Here is an 18,718-nt window from a genome sequence, read left to right on the forward strand (position 1 = left end):
CGCGATGATCGCACGCACACGGCTCGGCCTTGCCGCGGCTCTCCTCGCCCTGCCCGCCCTCGCGCAGGAGGTGTCGCAGGCCCCGAGCGCGGTGGACGTCCTCGTCCGCCAGGCCGAGCGCTGGCTCGCGCAGAACCGGCCGGAACTCGCGGCGCCGGCGATCGAGCGCGCCCTCGCGGCCGAGCCGAGCAATCCGGGGGCACTGGCCGTCGCGGCGCGGCTGGAGATCGCGCGCAACAACCGGGACAGCGCGAACAGCTTCCTCGCCCGGCTCCGCGCGGCGGGCGCCGGCCAGCAGGCGACGGAGGTCGAGGGAGCCCTGCGGGCGACCACGCTCGATCGCACTGGGCTGGAGGAAGCGCGGCGCCTGGCGCGGGAGGGACAGACCGCCGCCGCGGCGGCGAGATACCGCGCCGTCTTCGGGGCATCGGGCCCGCCCGAGGCCTATGCGCTGGAGTACTACCAGAGCCTGGCGGCCGCCGAAGGCACCCGCGCGGAGGGCGTGCAGAACCTGGAGCGGCTCGCCAGCCGGTCCGGGGCGACTGGCCGGACGCGCCTCGCCTACGCGCAGACCCTGACCTACAACGCGGCCACGCGCGCGGAGGGAATCCGGCGCCTGCAGCAACTGGCGGACGATCCCGAGGCCGGCGCGGAAGCCCGGCGCTCCTGGGCCGCCGCGCTCGGCTATTACGGCAACGATCCGGCCGTCGCACCGCAGCTGGAGGCGTATCTCCGCCGCTTTCCCGATGACCCGGAGGTGCGCCGCCGGCTGGAGACCCTGCAGGCCCAGCCGCGCCCCGTGGCCTCCGATCCGTCCGGCGCCGCCCGCCAGGAGGCCTTCGAGCGGCTGGAAGGCGGCTCCCTGACCGACAGCGCGCGGCGGTTCGAGGCGCTGATCGCCGCCAACCCGAACGACTCCGACGCGCTGGGCGGCCTTGGCGTCGTGCGCTTGCGGCAGGGCAATCAGGCAGAGGCGCGGCGTCTGCTGGAGCGCGCGGTCGCGGCGGACCCCGCGGGCGGCCGCCAGTGGCAGCGGGCGCTGGACGGTGCGTCCTATGGGGGCGAGATCACGGAGGCGCGCGCCCGCCTCCGCCGCGGCGACGTGGACGGCGCCGACGCCACCGCGCGCCGCGCAGCCCTGCGGGAGGTCGAGGACCGGACCGACGCCGAGATCATCCTCGGCGAGATCGCCCTGAGACGCGGAGATGCCGCGGCGGCCGAGACACGCTTTCGCGCGGCCCTCGCGCGGAGGCCGAATGATGGCTCGGCGCGGACGGGGCTCAACGCGGCGCTGCGCGCGCAGAGCCGCCCCGCCGAGTTCCGGACCGCCGAGCCCCCTCCCCCGCGCTCCTCACCGCGGGTGGTTCCGACCGGCGAGGCCCCGGCGCCGGCCTCCCCGGCCACCACCGGCCTGCGGGCCGAGGCCGCGCGCGCGCCGGACCCGGCCACCGCGACCGCGCTGCTGCGCAACGCCGTCGCCGCCACACCGGACGACCCCTGGGCGAGGCTCGACCTCGCGCGCGCCCTGCGCCGGCAGGGCCGGGGCTCGGAAGGCCGCGCGCTCGTGGAGGAGTTGGCCGCGCGCCAGCCTTCGGCCGACGCGGCCTATGCCGCCGCGCTCCTGGCGGAGGAGGATGGCCGTGCGGCCGATGCCGACGCCTTTCTCGCCCGCATCCCGCCCAACCGGCGTTCGCCGGACATGGCCCGCCTGGCGGCGCGCATCCGGGGCCAGCGGGAGGTCTCGGCGGCCGCGGCGCTGCTGACCGCGTCGCCGATCGAGGGGCGGTCCCGGCTGCTCACCCTCGCCGCGCGTCCCGATCCGAGCGGCGGCACGGCGGCCGCGGTGATCCGGGCCTTCGGCGCCGCGAATGACCGCGTCGGCGCCGCCGAGGCCGCCCGCGTCGCCACCGTCACGGGCCGCGCCTCGCCAGCCGCAAGGGTCGCCATCGCCGGCGCCCTGCTCTCCGCCGGACTGGAGGCAGAATCCCTCGCCCTGGCCGCGGAGGTCGAGGCGAGCGGGGCATCGCCGGAGATGCGGCGTGACCTGGCGGCGCTGCGCGCCGGCGCGGCTGTCCGCGCCTCGGACCGCCTGAACGAGGCGGGCAACCAGGCCGCAGCCTTCGAGCAGCTGCGTCCCGCGCTGGCGGCGGGGCCTGACAATGGCGATGCGCAGCTGGCGCTGTCGCGGCTCTATGTCGGCGCCCGTCAGCCGGCCGAGGCCCTGCGCGTGGCGGAGACGGTCCTGGCGCGCGACCCGCGGAACCTGGATGCACGTCGGGCCGCCATCGAGGCGGCACTCGCCGCCGGTGGGCGGCAGCGCGCCGAGCAACTCCTGCAGGAGGCGCAGGTGATTGCGCCGCGCGATGCAAGGCTCTTTCTTCTGGAGGCGCGGGTGGCCCGCGCGGCGGGAGATCCGGCCCGTGCGCGCGCGGCCCTGGAAGCGGCGGCCCGGCAGCGCGCGGCCGAGCTCGGCCCCGGAACGGGCAGCGTCGCCCTTCCCGGCAACCTCCTGTCCAATCCCTTCGCGCGCGGAACCACCACGGCCTCCACGCCGGTCTCCGATCGGCTGACGCGCGAGATCCAATCCGAGATGGCAGCCCTGAGCGAGGCGGCAGGGCCGACCCTGGCCGCCGCGGTCGGCGGCCGGATCCGGTCCGGCGACACGGGCCTGGACCGGTTGAACGAGCTCTCAGCGCGCATCGAGGGGTCCTTCGTGCTGCCGGGCGTGGGCGGCCGGATCACCGCTGCCGCGGAGCCCGTCACGCTCGACTCGGGCGACCTCGCGAATTCGGTGCAGGCACGGGCCCGGTTCGGGACGGCGATCTTCGCCCCCGCCGCGTCGCCCCCGCGGGCGCCGAGCAGCACGGCGGCCGGCGTGGGGCTGAACGTCGGCTACGCCCTAGACGACTGGTTCCGCGCCGATGTCGGCTCCACCCCGCTGGGCTTCCGCTCGGCCAGCGTGGTCGGTGGCGTCGAAGTCGCGCCGCGGCTCTCCGACACGCTGCGCCTGCGCGTGACGGGCGAGCGCCGCGCCGTCACCGACAGCCTTCTCTCCTGGGCCGGCTTGACCGACCCGCGGTCGGGAACGTCCTGGGGGCCGGTGCTCCGGACGGGAGGACGGGCGCAGGTCGAATTCCCCATCGGTGCGGGGTACGGCTATATCGGCGGCGGCTACGCCATCCTGGAGGGGGAGCGCGTGGCCTCGAACAGCCGGATCGAGGGCGGCGCGGGCGTGTCGATCCCGGTCTATCGGCGAGAGGGGGGAGAGGTCACGGTCGGCGCGGACCTCGTCTACCTCGCCTATGACCGGAACCTTCGCTACTTCACCCTTGGTCATGGTGGCTACTTCTCGCCGCAGCAGTACGCGGCGCTGAACATTCCGATCGATTATCGCGGCCGGTCGGGGGACCTGAGCTACAGGCTGGGGGCGACCCTCGGATACGCTGCATGGCGGGAGGATGCAGCCCCGTACTTCCCGACCGATGCCAACCTGCAATCCCAGGCCGAGGCCCTGGCGGCCGCGTCCGTCGGCACGCCGAACGCCGTATCGGCGACTTATCGCGGCCAGTCCCAGGCCGGCTTCGTGGGCGGTCTGCGCGCGGAGGTGGATTGGACCATCATGCCGGGCCTCACGCTCGGCGGGAGCCTCCGCTACGACCGCGCCGCCAACTTCGACGAGACACGTTTTCAGCTCAGGCTGCAGAACCGGTTCTGATCCGAACCAGTCCCATTCAGTCAGCTCCCTTTCGAGGGCAGCGGAGGCTCGTGGCGGGAACGTTCACACCTTCCAATGGCAGCACGATGCCGCCTCGCTTCGTAGATCCTCACCACACGGTCGCACTCCTGACGCCATGATCCACCTCTCCCGTGACTCGTCCCGAAACGAGACATCCGAGCCGGGCGCGAGCAGAAGGGACTCCCGCGCAAAGCCGAACGCGGGCTGACAGCCCGGCTCGCGATCCGGCGGACCGGATGAACCGCGTCATCGAAGGCCCGGAGAACCTGGGCATGTCTTGCAAACGCCCTGGCGACCATCGTGTCCGGGGCAGGATGTTAGCCCAGTCGCCTTCGAGCAGTGGCCCCTGATCCCCAATGATGTGACGCGATGACCGGCCTCCTTGAAGACCTCTTGCACGCCTTCGCTGTTCGCTCGTCGGCGGGGCCGACGCGAACCCCGGCCCGACCAAGAGGGGCCGCGCCCACCTCATGGTCCAGGATGTAGGCTGGTCTGCCCGGGATTCGGCCCCGTGATCTACCCCACCCATAGGCATTTCGTCTTACATCATTTTTGATGCATTCCTCCGCTGTATATTCCCCTTTTAGTTGCAACTCCGAACGTCTACTAACCTTTCATTAGCGACGTTCAGCCTCCGAAAACGGGACGAACGCGAGGCCTCTGACCCGCCCGTTCCGAGTACGCGTCGCCGGTGTTGTGTGAGGGGAGTATCTCGATGCCGGAACCAGGGCCGGAACCCAATTCCTCACGCCGCTACATCCGCCAAACAGCCTGGCGGTCTCTCGGACGGAGCGTCGCTCTTCTCCTCATCACGGTTCTGGCGTTTCACCCTGTCCGCCCCCGCGCCGAAGCCGACATTCGCATCGCCGTCGTGGGAGGGCTGGCCGGTGTCGGACAGTTCACCCGGCTTGAGGAGCCGTTCTGGACGCAAACCGTCCCGCGCCTCACCAACGGCCGGGTGCAGGCCGAGATCCACGCTTTCGACCGAAGCGGCTTTCGGGGCCAGGAGATGCTCCAACTCATGCGCCTCGGGGTCGTGCCCTTCGGGACCGCCCTCCTGGCCGTGGTTTCCTCCGAGGATCCCGAACTGAATGCGATCGACCTGCCAGCGCTCAGTCCGGACATGCCGACGCTGCGGCAGATCGTCGAACGATACCGCCCCCACCTGAAGCGAATCCTGCGTGAGCGGTACGATATCGAACTCCTGGCCGTGTACGCGTACCCGGCCCAGGTCCTGTTTTGCACGCGACCCTTCACCGGGCTCCAGGACATGGCGGGCCGCCGTGTCCGGACCTCCTCGGTTGGGCAGTCCAACCTGTTGAGCGCTGTCGGGGCCACGCCCGTCATCATCCCGTTCGCCTCCATCGTCAGCTCGGTCCGGTCGAACCTGATCGACTGCGCAGTGACAGGAACGCAAAGTGGCATCGAGATTGGCCTGTCAGACGTGACGACCCATATCCACACGATGGCCCTCAGTTGGGGGCTGTCGTTCTTCGGGGCCACGGTCGGGGCTTGGGAGAGCCTGCCGGAGGACGTCAGGACGTCCATCGGGCAGGGGGTCTCACAGCTCGAACGCGATATCTGGGACGCGGCTGCCCGCGAGACGGCCGAGGGAATCGCCTGCAGCACCGGTGCCCCATCCTGCCAAGGACGACGGGGCCGAATGGTCGCCGTCGAAGGCCGCCCCTCCGAGGAAGCCCTCCGGCGTTCACTGCTGACCGGAACCGTGCTGCCTGACTGGATCCGCCGTTGCGGCGCAGGCTGCACCACCGCGTGGAATCAGACTCTCGGCCCGATGCTCGGCATCGAAGCACCCGCGCCATGAGTCCCAACCCTCTCGCCAGGATCAGAGCGAAGCGCCGCCACCTTCGGCGAGTGCGAGCGAGGCCATAGATGCAGTCGATGACCTTCCCGGTGGATGCGCCGTCCAGGTGGAATGTGTCGTGGCGTGCCAATAGCCCCGTGCCGCGGTCACGACAGCTGAAGACCTATGTCATCATCTGCCTCGTCCTCATCCTCGGAAGCCTTGCAGGCACGACGGCCATCATCGTTCAGAAGCGCCGTGAAGCCGCCCTTGCGGTCGCTGCCGCAGACCTGGAGCGACTTGCCCTGGTGGCCGAAAGCACGATGAACCGGCAGTTCCTCCATGTGGACGGAGCCCTTGCAACGCTGCCGAGCACCGTCTCGAGTCTTCCACCGGACAATGCCGCCGGTGACACCCGGCTCGTCGAAGGCGTGCTACGCGGGCTCAACTATCAGACCTTCATCTTCCGGGACCTGCTCCTGCTTCGGCCGGACGGCACGCCGTGGGTGACGGCGCGTCCTGCATCAACGGCCTGGATCGCTGAGGCCTGGCGCGATCACATCAGCACGCGCCGGCGCGCCGCCGCGATGAGCATCACGGGACCGATGCGCAACTCTCTCACCGGCGAATGGGACCTGTTCCTGTCACGTCCGCTGACCCTCCCGAGAATCGGGCGCGTTCAGGCCGTGGCGCAGGTTCCCGTCCCACTCCTCCAGACCGTTCTGGCGCCTATCGCCGATGTTCCCGGCCTGAGAATCACGCTTGAGCGGTTGAACGGCCGAGTCCTGACAACCTTGCCCCATGACGAGCGGCGCATGGAGCATGGCGGCACCCCCACTCTCACCGCGGAGACCGCCAACGGCCGAGCCTTGCACATCCCGCCCACCAACAATGAGGAGGCGCGGATCGCGGTTTCCCGGCGCACTCTCTACGATGATGTCTTTGTCACAGCCACCATGGGCCAGTCGGCGGCCCTCGCTGAATGGGCAGAGGACAGAGATCGCCTTCTCTGGACGGCGCTAGCGCTCGCCATGCTCATCTCGGCGCTGGGCCTCTCACTCATCGCCGTTCTCCGGCACCGTGATCGGACGGAAGCGGAACGGACCCGTTCCCGGATCATGCTGGAGAACGCGATCGAGTCGATGCCGGACGGCTTCGTCATGTGGGACCGCGACGATCGACTTGTGACGTGCAACTCGCATTACCGGAATCTCTACCCGCTGAGTGCCCCGTTCATCCAGCCAGGGGTGTCCTTCGAGTACATCCTCAGGAAGGGAGCGGAACTCGGCGAGTACCCGCAGGCCATCGGCGACATCGAGGGGTTCGTTCAGCGAACCATTGACTGGCATCGCGCGAACCTCCCGCCCATGGAACGCCCCCTGAGCAATGGACGCTGGCTCCGGATCACCGAGACGAGAACGCCGGATGGGGGAGTCGTCGGCATTCGGACCGATGTCACCGCGGCGCGCACCATGCTCCACGAGCTCGAACAGGCCCATGAGGCTGCCAACTCGGCGATCAGGGAGGTTCAGCGCCGCAACGACACGCTTCAGGAGCGCGACCGGGAGCTGAACAAACAGAACTCCCTTTTCAATGCTGCGCTGAACAACATGGCTCAGGGTCTCTGCATGGCCGATGAGAGCCACGGGCTCATCGTCTGCAACGCCCGTTTCCTGGACCTCTTCGGCCTGGAGGAGGAGATCCCGTCCGGCACGCCCATGCGTCAGGTCTTCGATCTCATCGGGCAGAAGAAAGCCTTCACGTGGCGAACCATCGAGGAGGTCTGGGTCAAGCAGCAGGAACTGGCGGCGTCCGCGCGCGCCGGAGCATTCCAGGCCGGCCAGGACCGAGACAGGGTGGTCCTGGTCGCCCAGCGTCCGCTCACCGATGGAGGCTGGGTCGCGACGTATGAAGACATCACGGAGCGCCAACGGGCCGAGGCGCGCGTCCGCTTCATGGCGCACCATGATGCTCTGACAGGCCTGCCCAACCGCGTCCTGTTCCGCCAGAGCATGGACCAGGCGCTCGCGAACATCGGCCGGGAGCACCGGTCCGTCGCTCTGCTCTGCATCGATCTGGACAATTTCAAGAACGTCAACGACACGCTCGGCCATCCGGTCGGGGATGATCTCCTGGAGACGGTAAGCCGCCGTCTTCGAAACTGTGTTCGCGAGAGCGACATGGTTGCGCGGCTTGGCGGCGATGAGTTCGCCGTCATCACCACGGCCGTCGGGGAAGCCGAAGAGATCCAGGTCCTTGGCAGAAGAATCATCTCGACGCTGAGCGAGCCCTATGAGCTCGGCGGGCGGATTGTTGTGGTTGGGGCTAGCGTCGGCATCTCCATCGCGACCCATAGTGGCGTCGACGCAGACACTCTCATGAAGAATGCGGACCTTGCGTTGTACCGAGCGAAGGAGGACGGTCGCGGAACCTGCTGTCTCTTCGAGACGGACATGGATCTCCGCATCCAGACACGTCTCGTGCTGGAAGCGGATCTGCGCCAGGCGCTCCCCCTGGGTCAGCTGAAAGTGCAGTATCAGGCCATTGTCGACGCGAGGACCGGCCGAGCGACCGGCTTCGAGGCCCTGCTGCGCTGGCGCCACCCGGACCGGGGCATGATCTCTCCGGCCGAGTTCGTGCCCGTCGCCGAGGAACTTGGATTGATCGGCGCGATCGGCGCCTGGGTTCTCGAGCAGGCCTGCCTCGATGCGGCGAAGCTTCCCAGCCACCTGAGAATGGCCGTGAATCTTTCTCCGGTTCAGCTGCGTGACCAGAACATTGTGAGGGTGGTCCAACATGCTCTGGAGAACTCGGGACTAGAGCCGGCTCGGCTCGAGCTCGAGATCACGGAGACGGCGCTCTTGCAGGATGACGCGACGACGCTGGACAACCTCCATCAGCTCCGCAGCCTCGGGCTTCGGATCGCGCTCGACGACTTCGGAACTGGGTACTCTTCCCTGAGCTACCTGCGCTCCTTCCCTTTCAACAAGATCAAGATCGACCGGTCCTTCGTCGGGGAAATCACCGAGCGGCAGGACTGTCAGGTGATCGTCACGTCCATCGTTGATCTGGCGCGCAACCTCGGAATCTCCACGACGGCTGAAGGAGTGGAGACAGCGGAGCAGCTGAACGCCGTTTGCGATGCCGGATGCGCAGAGGTGCAAGGATACTTCTTCAGCAAGCCTCAGCCACTGTCCTCTATCCTTGAGAAGATCGCGAACGGCGAGTTGGCCTCTGGCCAACGTCACGCCGGCGCCTCATTCCAAGCTACTCCATATGTCGCAGCCAGCGAAGTGGATTGATGGCTCGATTTTCCCATATGCGACCAGCTCCATGCTGGCGACGAAGAGTTGGCCCATGTCGCAAGCCGTGAAGGGAGGCACTTTGGCTCCTCCCGCATTCCTTCGACGAAGGGCTGCGCTTGGCCCGGCGATCGTCCTCAGCCTGACAATCGTCCTGAGCATCCTTCTCGTGTTGGCAGAAGCTTGGCATGAGTGGAACGGACGGCGCACTCGGATCGCCGAGATTCAGACCATGTCGACAAGCCTCGCGCACTCGGTGATGCAGGATGTCGAGCGCAATCTGTCGCTGGCCGATGTTGCCCTCGTCGGCATCGTTCAGCAACTCGAGGCAAACGGAACGCGGCCCGGGGCTCTGACGCAGGTCAGCCAGTTGCTGGACCGACAGCTCGACAACCAGCCCGAAGTACGGAATTTCTCCGTATACGACGCCGACGGGCGGCTTCTCCTGAGCTCGTTCGCCACACAGCAGAGGGGCGTGAATATCGCGGACCGTCAGTATTTTCGCCAGCACCAGGATGAGACGCAGCCTGCGGCTCGCCTCGGAACGGCCGTCCGTAGCCGACTGAACGGCCAGTGGGTCTTGACCATCTCACGTCGGCACAATGACCGATCGGGGCGCTTCAATGGGGTGGTCGTGGCCGCTCTCGACATCAGCAGGCTGACGCGAATCCTCTCCCGACTGGATCTTGGCCGTCACGGATCCGTATCACTTGTGAATGCCAGTGGTCGGCTCCTCGCTCGGGCCCCTGCCGACGAGTCAGCCCTGGGCGCACTCGTTCTGGACCGCTCGCCACTGCAGGGCCCAGTCGGGCAGCGTCAATCCGGGTCTTTTCAGACCACATCGGCGATTGATGGCGTGGACCGGCTGGGAGCGTTTCAGAGTTCTGAGTACTTTCCTTTCGCAGTCGTCGTTGGCTGGGGCTCGGAAGAGGCGCTTGCGGCGTGGGTGGGACCGGCGAAGTGGCGGATCATGGTCGTCATGGGAATGGTCTGCTTCACCCTTCTCCTCGGCACCCACCTCTTTCGGCATGCACGTCGGCGACAAGATGCAGAGCGCACCCTTCTGGAGAGCGAGGCTCGATTCAGGCTGCTGGCTGAACATGCCCGCGACATGGTCTCACACCTCGATTCCCAAGGTGTCATCCGGTATGCCTCACCGGCGGCAACAAGACTTCTCGGCCAGCCGCTGCAAGATGTCGTCGGGCAATCTTTCGAAAACCTTTTCGAGGCAGAAGATCGCCCGGCCATTCGGGCCGCGCTCATGGCAGCTCAACGCCCGTCGAGCCGGGCCGATGTGACCGGGCGGCGGGTGATGAGATCTGGCTCCGTGAGCTGGATCGAGACGACGATTCAAGGTGTCAAAGGCGGGAACACTGGGGACGGCTTCGTGGCCATCTCCCGTGATGTAACGGAGCGCAAGGTTGTCGAGGTCCGAATGGCGGAGTTGGCTACGACCGATGGCCTGACTGGCCTCGCCAATCGCCGGAGGTTCGATGAAGTTCTGGCACTCGAATGGCAGCGCGCGGCCCGAGAGGGTCAATCGCTGGCCGTGATCTTGCTCGATGTGGATCGGTTCAAGCTGTTCAACGATACCTATGGACACCTGTTGGGGGATGATGTCCTCGTCAGGGTTGCCCAAGCGATCAGCGCGGCCGTCCGTCGGCCGAGTGATGTTCCGGCGCGTTATGGTGGCGAGGAGTTCGCGGTCATACTCCCGAACACGGTCGGTGCTGGAGCACTCGACGTTGCAGAGCGAGTGCAGCGTTTCATTCGCGATTTGGGTATTGTGCACGATGCGAATGAGGGCGGCATCGTCACTGTCAGCATCGGGGTCGCCGCGGTTTATTTGGCTTCGGGCAGCATTCCCGATACCGCCATGTTGCTGAAGGCCGCAGATGCTGCCCTTTACGAGGCGAAGAGAACGGGGCGGAACCGTGTCGTAAGCGCGCCAGACCTCGCAGTATTTCAGGGGCGTGCCGCTGCCTAAGAGCCAGCCGTGTATCTTTCGACTGAGTCGATGCTGGCTGTTTTCCCTGCCGGAAGAAGGGTTGGCTGGCACCGCTTCATGATCGATGAGAGAACGGCCACTGACTTTGGTAGTGCCTCGACCACCTCAGTAAGCGCTGTCCGCCGGCGAACTTGAACGACGCCGTGCTCGGGATGGAGCATCTGAGCCCTCCTCGAATGCGCCCCGCTCGTCGCCCGCGCGGCGGGACCAGAATTGCGTCTGCCCGCCAGGGCCATCACGCGCCAGCGTTAGACGAGGAACTCCGGGTCGATAGGGAGCTGGAGCCCTGTGACGAGGGCGTTGGTCTGGGAGGCCATACCGACCACGGCGAGAAGATCACTGTACTGCTCGGTCGTCAGCCCTTTGGCGCGGGCGGCAGCGGTGTGGGAGTGAATACAATAGGCGCAGTTGTTAGCGATCGAGACGGCGATGTAGATCAGTTCCTTGGTGAGCGGATCCAGCCCACTCGGGCGGGCGGACATCACCTCCTTGAGCGCCGCCCAGGTCCGCTCCAGCACTGCGGGTTGGTTCGCCAGGCCACGCCAGAAATTGTTCACGAACTCCGATCCCCGTGTCGCGCGTATGTCATCGAACACGACCTTCACTCGAAGGTCGGCTTCGACCTGCGCGTCGGTCCAGGGTGTCACGGTCGGCATGATGAAGGCACCTCCGATGCGTTGGCCTACTGCCGCGTGGCGCAAGAGCAGAATGCGGCAAGCAGAGGCAGAACAGTGTGCGCTCAGCCAGATCCCGCAGGCGCCACAGTTGCCTTGTCACGAGCCTCACACCATGACTGAGGAGGCCGCACACGCCAAGGACGCTTATGGCCGGACCGATGTGTAGGGCCTGGTCTGGTCCAGACCACGCGCGCAGGTGTGGCGTGAATGGAAGCGGCTTTCGGGCAGATGGGCAGCCTCGCCTTGGCCATTTGGGGGCAGGACTTCGGCGCCGGGAAGCTCGTCGATATCCTATCCGGCCGCGCGCTGACCGGTGGTACCAGGACGGCAGTGGGTCATTCCTCCCACAATGGTAGCCGTCATGACGTCCTGCACTCCGTGCCGGGTCAGCGCCTCAGCGAAGGCCCTCTGCGAGGCGGTTGGAACCAGGTGTTCCTCTCGATCCCCAACGATGAAAACGCGCCGCACCGGGGATGATCAGATGTTCGCCAACTCGCGGACCGGATCATCACGCAACCTGCAGTCGATGACCGGATCATGGGCGCGCCGGGCGGTGCCTCTTATTCGAAGCGTCGGCTCAGGAAGGCTGATCCAGCCATGCCGAAACGCCAGGGCGTGTTTATGCCACGCGTGATGCCGATGCGCGGCCCGCAAACGACGGTCACGGCGGTGCTCCGCCGCAGCAGCGAGAAGGGTGGTTGATCCATCGGCTTACCGTCCAGCTCACCCGTCACGGCGAGAGCCTGGCTCAGGCGGCCCGGGCCGCTGCAGAGCAGCCGCAACGCGGACACGCCTCGTCGTTCACGCATGGTCTCCATGCCTGTCGTGGGCTCCAGAGCACGGATCAGCACGGCGCTGCCGCGGGGCTCGGTGCCGCAAACGATGTTCAGGCACCAGTGCAAGCCATAAGAACGGTACACATAAGCATGCCCAGAAGGGCCGAACATGGAGGCGTTCCGCCTGGTACGGCCGACAAAGCTGTGGGATGCCGGATCCAGGTGATCGTAAGCCTCCGTCTCGACCACGATCCCACCGACACCATCCGCCAGAAGCGTGGCGCCAATCAGGTCGCGGGCCAAGTCCGCCGCGGGACGCGCGAAGAAGGCGGGCTGGATCACTGGCTCACTCTGTCCGGCATCAGAGGATCACCAGCGAGGCATCCCTTCGAACCTCCGTCCCTCCTCAAGCTCGTTTGCATCGTTGCACGATCGTTCGATCCATGTTCGGACCAGGAGCGTGGGACGGACCGCATCCGGCAAGCGAGGTCAAGCTTGCGTCGCTGACGCCCCTCCATGCTGCCCTCGATGGGGTCAGGATGGGGCGAGGTGAGCTGCGGCAGTGGCCCATGCACGCGCAATCCAGCTCTTCGGCCTTCGCCATCACGGTGGGCGAGTGTATCAGGCGCGCTCGGGCGGATGTCCATCGGCCCGGGACAACGTCCTCACCGGTCCACCGATATCCCAGCCCGGGCATCTGGTTCGCGTAGCACGACACCGGTTCTTCGCTCGGCACCGCTCCCGGCTCAGCAGCTTCGATGCCAGCGGGCGATCAGTCGTCTGTTGCGGCAGTTGACAGTCCATCCCGGGCGCTCCGAGCCTAGGCCGATCAAAGCGGAGGACTGCCACTTGCCCACCCGCCGTGCTGCCCTGGTCGCCATGGCAGCCCTACCGGCCGCGAGCCGTCATGCTCTGGCGCAGGATGCAGCCTTCCCCAACCGCGCGATCCGCCTCCTGGTCGGCTTCGCCCCGGGCGGCGCGACCGATGGTGCCGCCCGTGCGGTGGCGCCACGGATGTCGGAGTTGCTCGGCCAGCAGGTCGTGATCGAGAACCGGGGCGGCGCCGGCGGAAACATCGCCACGGAAGCTGCCGTGCGCGCCGCTGCGGACGGTTACACCATCCTGCTCGGCACCATCGGGCCCCTGATCGTGAACCCGGTGATGGACCGCAACCTTCCCTTCGAACCGCTGCGGGATCTCGTGCCGATCGGAACGCTCGTCGAGGCGTACGGCGTGCTCGTCGTCCCCGCCGGCCGGCCCTGGCGAACGGCCGGAGAACTCGTGGAAGACGCGAGGCGTCGCCCCGGCCAGCTCAATTGGGGATACTCCGGCGTCGGGACCTCGGGCCATCTGTCCGGCCTTCTGCTCGACCGAGTGGCCCAGATCGAGACGCTCGGCGTCAGCTATCGGGGCGGGGCTCCGCTGATGACAGACCTCATCGCGGGCCGGCTCGACTACGCATTCTCCACCGCGCCGACGGCCCTGCCGAACGTGGAAAGCGGACGCCTGCGGGCCCTGGCCGTCCCGACCCCGCGGCGGGTGCGCGCACTGCCGGACGTGCCGACCATCGCCGAAACCGGCGTGCCTGGTTACGAGGTGTTCAGCTCCTATGGGCTGCTCGCACCGCGTGGAACACCGCCGAACGCGATCGCTCGACTCGATGCCGCGATCCGGGGTTCGCTGGAGACGCCGGAGGTCGTCGCGGCGCTTGCCCGTCAGGGTCTCGAGGCACAGTACAGCACACCGGAGCAGTACGGCGATTTCCTCCGCGCTGAACTTGCGAAATGGGAGCCGATCGTCCGGGCCAACAATCTACGGCCGGATTGACGCTCAAGAGCCAGCAGATCCGCTCCGTTGCTTCCAGCATCCTCGCAACAGCCCATGACCGTTGCCGGCCGGTCGGACAGCGATCGTCTCCCTACACCGTGCCGCGAACAGCCCAGGCACGCGCTGTCAGATGGATGCTGCCGTCCTCGTTCGTCGGAAGAGCCGCTTGCAACCGGTCCCGCAGCGCCGCCCGACGATCCTCCGAATGTGACATGCAATAGGATGGCGCGGGCGCTCCTCCACCCAGGAAGGGTCTCCAGTAGTCGTCGAAGTCGCGAGACACTGTCGGCACCTTGATGGACGTGACCTCCACCCCGCGCATTCCCGCCTCCTCGAACAGATCCTTCAGCGGCCCGGGCTGACAGAGCGGAAATCGCAGCGACTCGTCCCGCCCGGCCACGCCCGCGTCGAGCTGCGCCGCCGTATCCCGGAATCGCCGCATCATCTGCATGCCGTTCGCGTAGTCCCATATATAGGCTGCCACTTGGCCGTCCTTCCGGACGGCGCGCCGCATCTCCTCCACCCCCTTCGCCTGATCCGGGACGAAGTTCAGCACGAGGCCACTGACAGCAAGATCGAACGTCCCCGCCGCTACGGGGAGCGACTGCGCATCGCCCTCGTGAAACTCCATCCGGGGGTCAACCACCTGGCGGCGGGCATAGCTGAGGAAGCCCGCCGATGAATCGACATCGACAACCCTGACCGGGGCGCATCGGCCCAGAATGGCGCCGCTGAGCGCGCCGGTGCCGCACCCGACATCCAGCCAGCGCGCATCTTGCGGCGGCTCGAGCCAGTCGAGGAACCGCGGTGCGACGAGCCGGCTCCACCGGCCCACATACGGCCCGTAGACCTCACCCGCGGCCCACAGCTTCGCCTGACCAGCGGTCGCGTCCGGCTGCTGCCCGGCTGTCATGATCGCGCTCCCGGCGCCGCGGTCTTGCTCCGTCCCGGTGATCCGGGCGGAACAGCTCCGGACGGAAGGCGGGCGGCTCGGGCAGACGCTAGGACCCCAACCACGTCCGGTGCGATCAGACGAGCCCGCTCTCCCCAGATGCGGCCCACGTGCCGGCGCCACCGACGAAACCACTCGCCAGTCACCGTTCCTTAGCGCGAAAGCCAAGCCCCGAGCACCTCGTGGCTGCTGACGGGAACGTCTCAGCGATGAACCGAGGTCACCACGACCAGATGCGGACCACCCGGATGATTCACGCTTGATCGAGCCATTCCCGAGGACAAGAACTCGGGCATCCCGCGGTCGAGCACGGCAGGAGCGCCTTCACCGTATCCGGATGTCGGACAGCACCCAGTCGATCCGCCGCGAGTCAGAGGTGACCGGAAGCTAGGTCAACGGACCTGCCAGGCCGAAGACTGTGGACGCCGCCAGATCCGGCGGCGTTCCACTCCCTTCCCTTCGGCCGGGGTCAGCCCCGCTCGTGCCGGCGTCGCTCGCCCTGTTGCGGTGGCGGCCCTGAAGGCGGGGCCGCGCGGGGCGGCGGGGCGGCAACCGGGGGCGGGGCAAACGGCCGCGGCGGGGGCGCGACGGCGGGCCGCGGTGGCGGGACCGCCATGATGGCCGGCGGGGGCGCGTAGCGAGGCCGTTCGACGACGCCGGGCGGCGGCCCCGCCGGCCGCGCGATCATCGGCGGCTGCACCGGCCGGGGCGGGGGGGCCGCGGCGATCGGCGGCGGCGCGGGGCGGGGCGGGGGTGCCGCATAGGCCGGCGGCGCGAAGCGCGGTGCAGGCGCGGCCCGGGGCACGTCCGCGACAGGCGGCGCGCGCCGCGGCTCGAAGCCCGACGGTGGCCGCAACTCGGCCCGCGGCACGGCGGCCGGTGGCGTGAAGGCCGCACCCGGCATTGGCCCACGCGGTGTCCCCTCGATCGGTGGCCGGCCGCCACGCGCAACATCATCCGCCGTGCCGCGAAGGCCGTCCGGGCCGAGGCGCGCACCTCCAGGGCCCTGCGGCGCGAGGCGTCCGGGCCGCGCCAGATCGTCCGGGGTGCCCCGAATTCCGTCGGGACCGGCCCGACCGACGCGCGGGCCTTCCGGAGCCGTCACGCGCGCCCGGTCATTAACCGTTCCCGGGATGCCATCCGGGCCTGACCGGCCCGCACGGGCGCGGTCGTCCGCCGTGCCGACGATGCCATCGGGTCCAGCACGGCCAGCCCGGGCCCGGTCGTCGGCCGTTCCAGGAATTCCATCAGGCCCGACGCGCCCGGCCCGCCCGCGGTCCTCCGCGGTACCCGGAATCCCATCGGGCCCCGCACGGCCCACGCGGGCCCGATCATCCGCGGTTCCCGGAATGCCGTCCGGACCTGCCCGGCCCGCACGGGCGCGGTCATCCGCCGTTCCGGGAATTCCATCCGGCCCCGCACGGCCCACACGGGCTCGGTCATCCACGGTGCCCGGAATCCCGTCGGGGCCGGCGCGCCCGGCACGCGCCCGGTCATCCGAGATGCCGTCGGGCCCGATGCGGCCCGGGCGGGCGCGGTCGTCGGCCGTGCCGCGGATGCCATCGGGGCCCGCGAAGGTGGCGCGGCCGTCGCGCAGGCCGGGCGGCGCGCTGACCAATGCGGGGGGCAGCGGGCGAGCAAGGGGGGCCACGGGCTGGCGGGGGCGCAGCCCGGCCTCCGGCAGGGCGGTTCCGGCCGGGGCATTGGCGTAGCGCGCGGCCGCGAGGCCCGCGGCCCCACCGGCTGCGGCGGCGGCCAACGCCGCGCCGCGGAAGCCGAGGCCACCGCGCTCTGCCACCGGCCCTTCCGGCGCGAAGTCGCGCACGGGACGCTCCACGACGACGTTCCAGTGGTTCGTCACGGTCGTGACGTTGCGGACATTCACGACGTTCACCCGCTCCACGTAGCGGGGAGAGGCGCGGAAGGGCGGGTAATAGGGCTCGAAGGGTGCGAGCGGCACCCAGCCGGCCGGGCGCCCGAAGCGCGGGCCGGGCCCAGGGCCGACGAAGCCGACGACGGCAGGGGCCCAGACGGGGATGCGCGGCGGCGGCTCCCTGTAGAGGGGCTGCGGCGCCCAGGCCCAGCGCGGGCCGATGCGGACCCAGCGGCCGTAATGGCTGGTGGCATAGGCCCAGGGCCGGTCGTCGACCCAGGTCTCGCCCCAGGCACCGACGGGGACCCAGGCGCCCTGGCGGAAGGGGACCCAGTCCGGCCCCACATCGGCAGGCGGGTACCAGATGTCGCCGTAATCGGGCGACCGGTCCCAGGCGCCGACGAGGGCCAGCTCCGTCGCGCCGGTCATGGCCCGGGCGGTGGGCGGCAGGGGGCGCGCGCCCGGCGTCACCGGATCGATCCAGGCGAGGATCGGCGGCGGTGCGCCGGCCCGGGCGGCGGTGATGGTCACCGGCGTCCCCTCGCCGCCCGTGAGGATCGCGGCCTGGCCGCGGCCAAGCTGCACGTCCATGTTGGGTCCCGTGATCCGGGCCACGCCGTCGAAGATGGTGACGCGGGTCGGCTGGCCGGGGCCACCGGCCTCGATCACGTAGCGACCAGGGACGGCGAGCCCGACCGTGGCGCGGGCCGTGCCGATCTCGATCCGCGGCGGCTGCTCCTCCGGCCGCAGGATGGCGGCCAGGACACCGGCTTCCAGCCCCGCCGCGACCGTCTCGTCATCGAGTGCCGTGATCTGGAGGCGGGTGCCGGAATCCAGGCCGAAGCGGCTTGGCCCGATCTCCAGCGCGACACGGCCCCCGGGGCCCGTCGCGAAGGCCGCACCGGAGGTGATGGAGAGGTTCTGACGCGCCGGCTCGAAGACGTCACCGCCGGCGAGGCGTGCCTCGACCGGGCCGACAAGGCGGGCGATGCGGCCGACCCGCGCCGGCGGGTCCACGAAGGTGACGGGCGTCTCGTCCCCTGCCCGCGCGGCCTGGGGTGCGGCCCCCACGGCCGGCGCGAGGACGGCGGGCGCGCGCTCGACCCGGGCTGGCGCGGGGGGCTCCTCCGGCCGGGCCGGAGCGGAGCGGAACTCGGGCTGTGCGACCTGCGGCGCGGCGGAGGGGGAGGTGGCGGTCGCTTCGGCCCCCGTGGCGCGCGGCAGGGGGAGTTCCGACCGCGGCGCCGTGTCCTGCGGCTCCGGTGCTGGTGCCATCGCGCGCGGCTCGGGAGCCAGGGACGGCTTGCCCGGAACGGCCTCCACGGGTCCCTTCACAACATCCCCGGACGGCGCATCCCCGGACTGCGCGCGCGCGTCCGCAGCCAGGAGAGCGCCAAGGACGACCGCGGCGAGAAGCGAGGTTCGGAACGGGACGGACAGGGCACGGCCCTCCTGCAGCGGGCGCGGGGGCACCCGGGACATGTCGGGAGGTTGACGCGACGTGTGAGGCGAAGTTGCGGCACGGCCATGGCGTGACCGGGCCACGGGGCCGCCGGCCCCTGCGGCCCGGTCACGTCGCCGCGACCAAGTTCCCCGATCGGCGCCCAGGATGGACCCCTGACACGCACCCCAAGCCACGCCCGCGCCGGGCAAGCAGGCCGAGAGAGACGCTGAAGACCACGAGAGCCGCATCAGGTGAGCCGGCGTCGAGATGCGGCGCCGCCGCGCCTGCAACGGCGTCACGCAGCACCCGTGGCGCGCCC

The 18,718-nt window shown here is 69.2% G+C and carries 9 protein-coding genes; 5 read left to right on the forward strand and 4 right to left on the reverse strand.

The window, feature by feature from the left end; translation table 11 throughout:
* Positions 1–4: 4 nt before the first annotated feature.
* The 4 genes from ACP6CK_RS16370 to ACP6CK_RS16385 all read left to right on the forward strand — a co-directional run bounded on the left by ACP6CK_RS16370 (position 5) and on the right by ACP6CK_RS16385 (position 10,829).
* Positions 5–3,715 (forward strand): cellulose synthase subunit BcsC-related outer membrane protein, encoded by a 3,711-nt coding sequence (locus ACP6CK_RS16370; protein WP_426954361.1) that lies wholly within the window; start codon positions 5–7, stop codon positions 3,713–3,715.
* Positions 3,716–4,451: 736 nt separating this feature from the next.
* A complete protein-coding gene (locus ACP6CK_RS16375; RefSeq protein WP_426954362.1) occupies positions 4,452–5,561 on the forward strand; it encodes a TRAP transporter substrate-binding protein in 1,110 nt (369 codons plus the stop codon).
* A 68-nt stretch (positions 5,562–5,629) separates the two neighbouring features.
* Complete coding sequence (locus ACP6CK_RS16380; protein WP_426954363.1) at positions 5,630–8,842, forward strand: EAL domain-containing protein; 3,213 nt, start codon at positions 5,630–5,632, stop codon at positions 8,840–8,842.
* Between the two features lie 55 nt (positions 8,843–8,897).
* Positions 8,898–10,829 (forward strand): diguanylate cyclase, encoded by a 1,932-nt coding sequence (locus ACP6CK_RS16385; RefSeq protein ID WP_426954364.1) that lies wholly within the window; start codon positions 8,898–8,900, stop codon positions 10,827–10,829.
* 269 nt (positions 10,830–11,098) lie between these two features.
* On the opposite strand, the gene ACP6CK_RS16390 is transcribed toward ACP6CK_RS16385, so the two are convergent.
* Complete coding sequence (locus ACP6CK_RS16390; protein WP_426954365.1) at positions 11,099–11,506, reverse strand: carboxymuconolactone decarboxylase family protein; 408 nt, start codon at positions 11,504–11,506, stop codon at positions 11,099–11,101.
* A 581-nt stretch (positions 11,507–12,087) separates the two neighbouring features.
* A complete protein-coding gene (locus ACP6CK_RS16395; protein WP_426954366.1) occupies positions 12,088–12,645 on the reverse strand; it encodes a DNA-3-methyladenine glycosylase in 558 nt (185 codons plus the stop codon).
* A 507-nt stretch (positions 12,646–13,152) separates the two neighbouring features.
* On the opposite strand from ACP6CK_RS16395, the gene ACP6CK_RS16400 reads away from it, so the two are divergent.
* A complete protein-coding gene (locus tag ACP6CK_RS16400; protein ID WP_426954367.1) occupies positions 13,153–14,130 on the forward strand; it encodes a Bug family tripartite tricarboxylate transporter substrate binding protein in 978 nt (325 codons plus the stop codon).
* 91 nt (positions 14,131–14,221) lie between these two features.
* Here the strand turns inward: ACP6CK_RS16400 and ACP6CK_RS16405 are convergent, their stop codons facing one another.
* The gene (locus ACP6CK_RS16405; protein WP_426954368.1) at positions 14,222–15,043 is read right to left on the reverse strand and encodes a class I SAM-dependent methyltransferase; all 822 of its coding nucleotides are present in this window, start codon (positions 15,041–15,043) and stop codon (positions 14,222–14,224) included.
* 508 nt (positions 15,044–15,551) lie between these two features.
* Positions 15,552–18,278, reverse strand: a complete 2,727-nt coding sequence (locus ACP6CK_RS16410) for a DUF6600 domain-containing protein (protein WP_426954369.1) — start codon at positions 18,276–18,278, stop codon at positions 15,552–15,554.
* Positions 18,279–18,718: the final 440 nt, after the last annotated feature.

It is taken from the genome of Muricoccus radiodurans, from assembly GCF_050154705.1.
In the GTDB taxonomy this organism is placed as follows: domain Bacteria; phylum Pseudomonadota; class Alphaproteobacteria; order Acetobacterales; family Acetobacteraceae; genus Roseomonas; species Roseomonas radiodurans.

Coding starts and splice junctions, on each gene's coding strand:
- ACP6CK_RS16370 (WP_426954361.1), top strand. CDS start 5: ATGATCGCACGCACACGGCTCGGCCTTGCCGCGGCTCTCCTCGCCCTG.
- ACP6CK_RS16375 (WP_426954362.1), top strand. CDS start 4,452: ATGCCGGAACCAGGGCCGGAACCCAATTCCTCACGCCGCTACATCCGC.
- ACP6CK_RS16380 (WP_426954363.1), top strand. CDS start 5,630: ATGCAGTCGATGACCTTCCCGGTGGATGCGCCGTCCAGGTGGAATGTG.
- ACP6CK_RS16385 (WP_426954364.1), top strand. CDS start 8,898: ATGTCGCAAGCCGTGAAGGGAGGCACTTTGGCTCCTCCCGCATTCCTT.
- ACP6CK_RS16390 (WP_426954365.1), bottom strand. CDS start 11,506: ATGCCGACCGTGACACCCTGGACCGACGCGCAGGTCGAAGCCGACCTT.
- ACP6CK_RS16405 (WP_426954368.1), bottom strand. CDS start 15,043: ATGACAGCCGGGCAGCAGCCGGACGCGACCGCTGGTCAGGCGAAGCTG.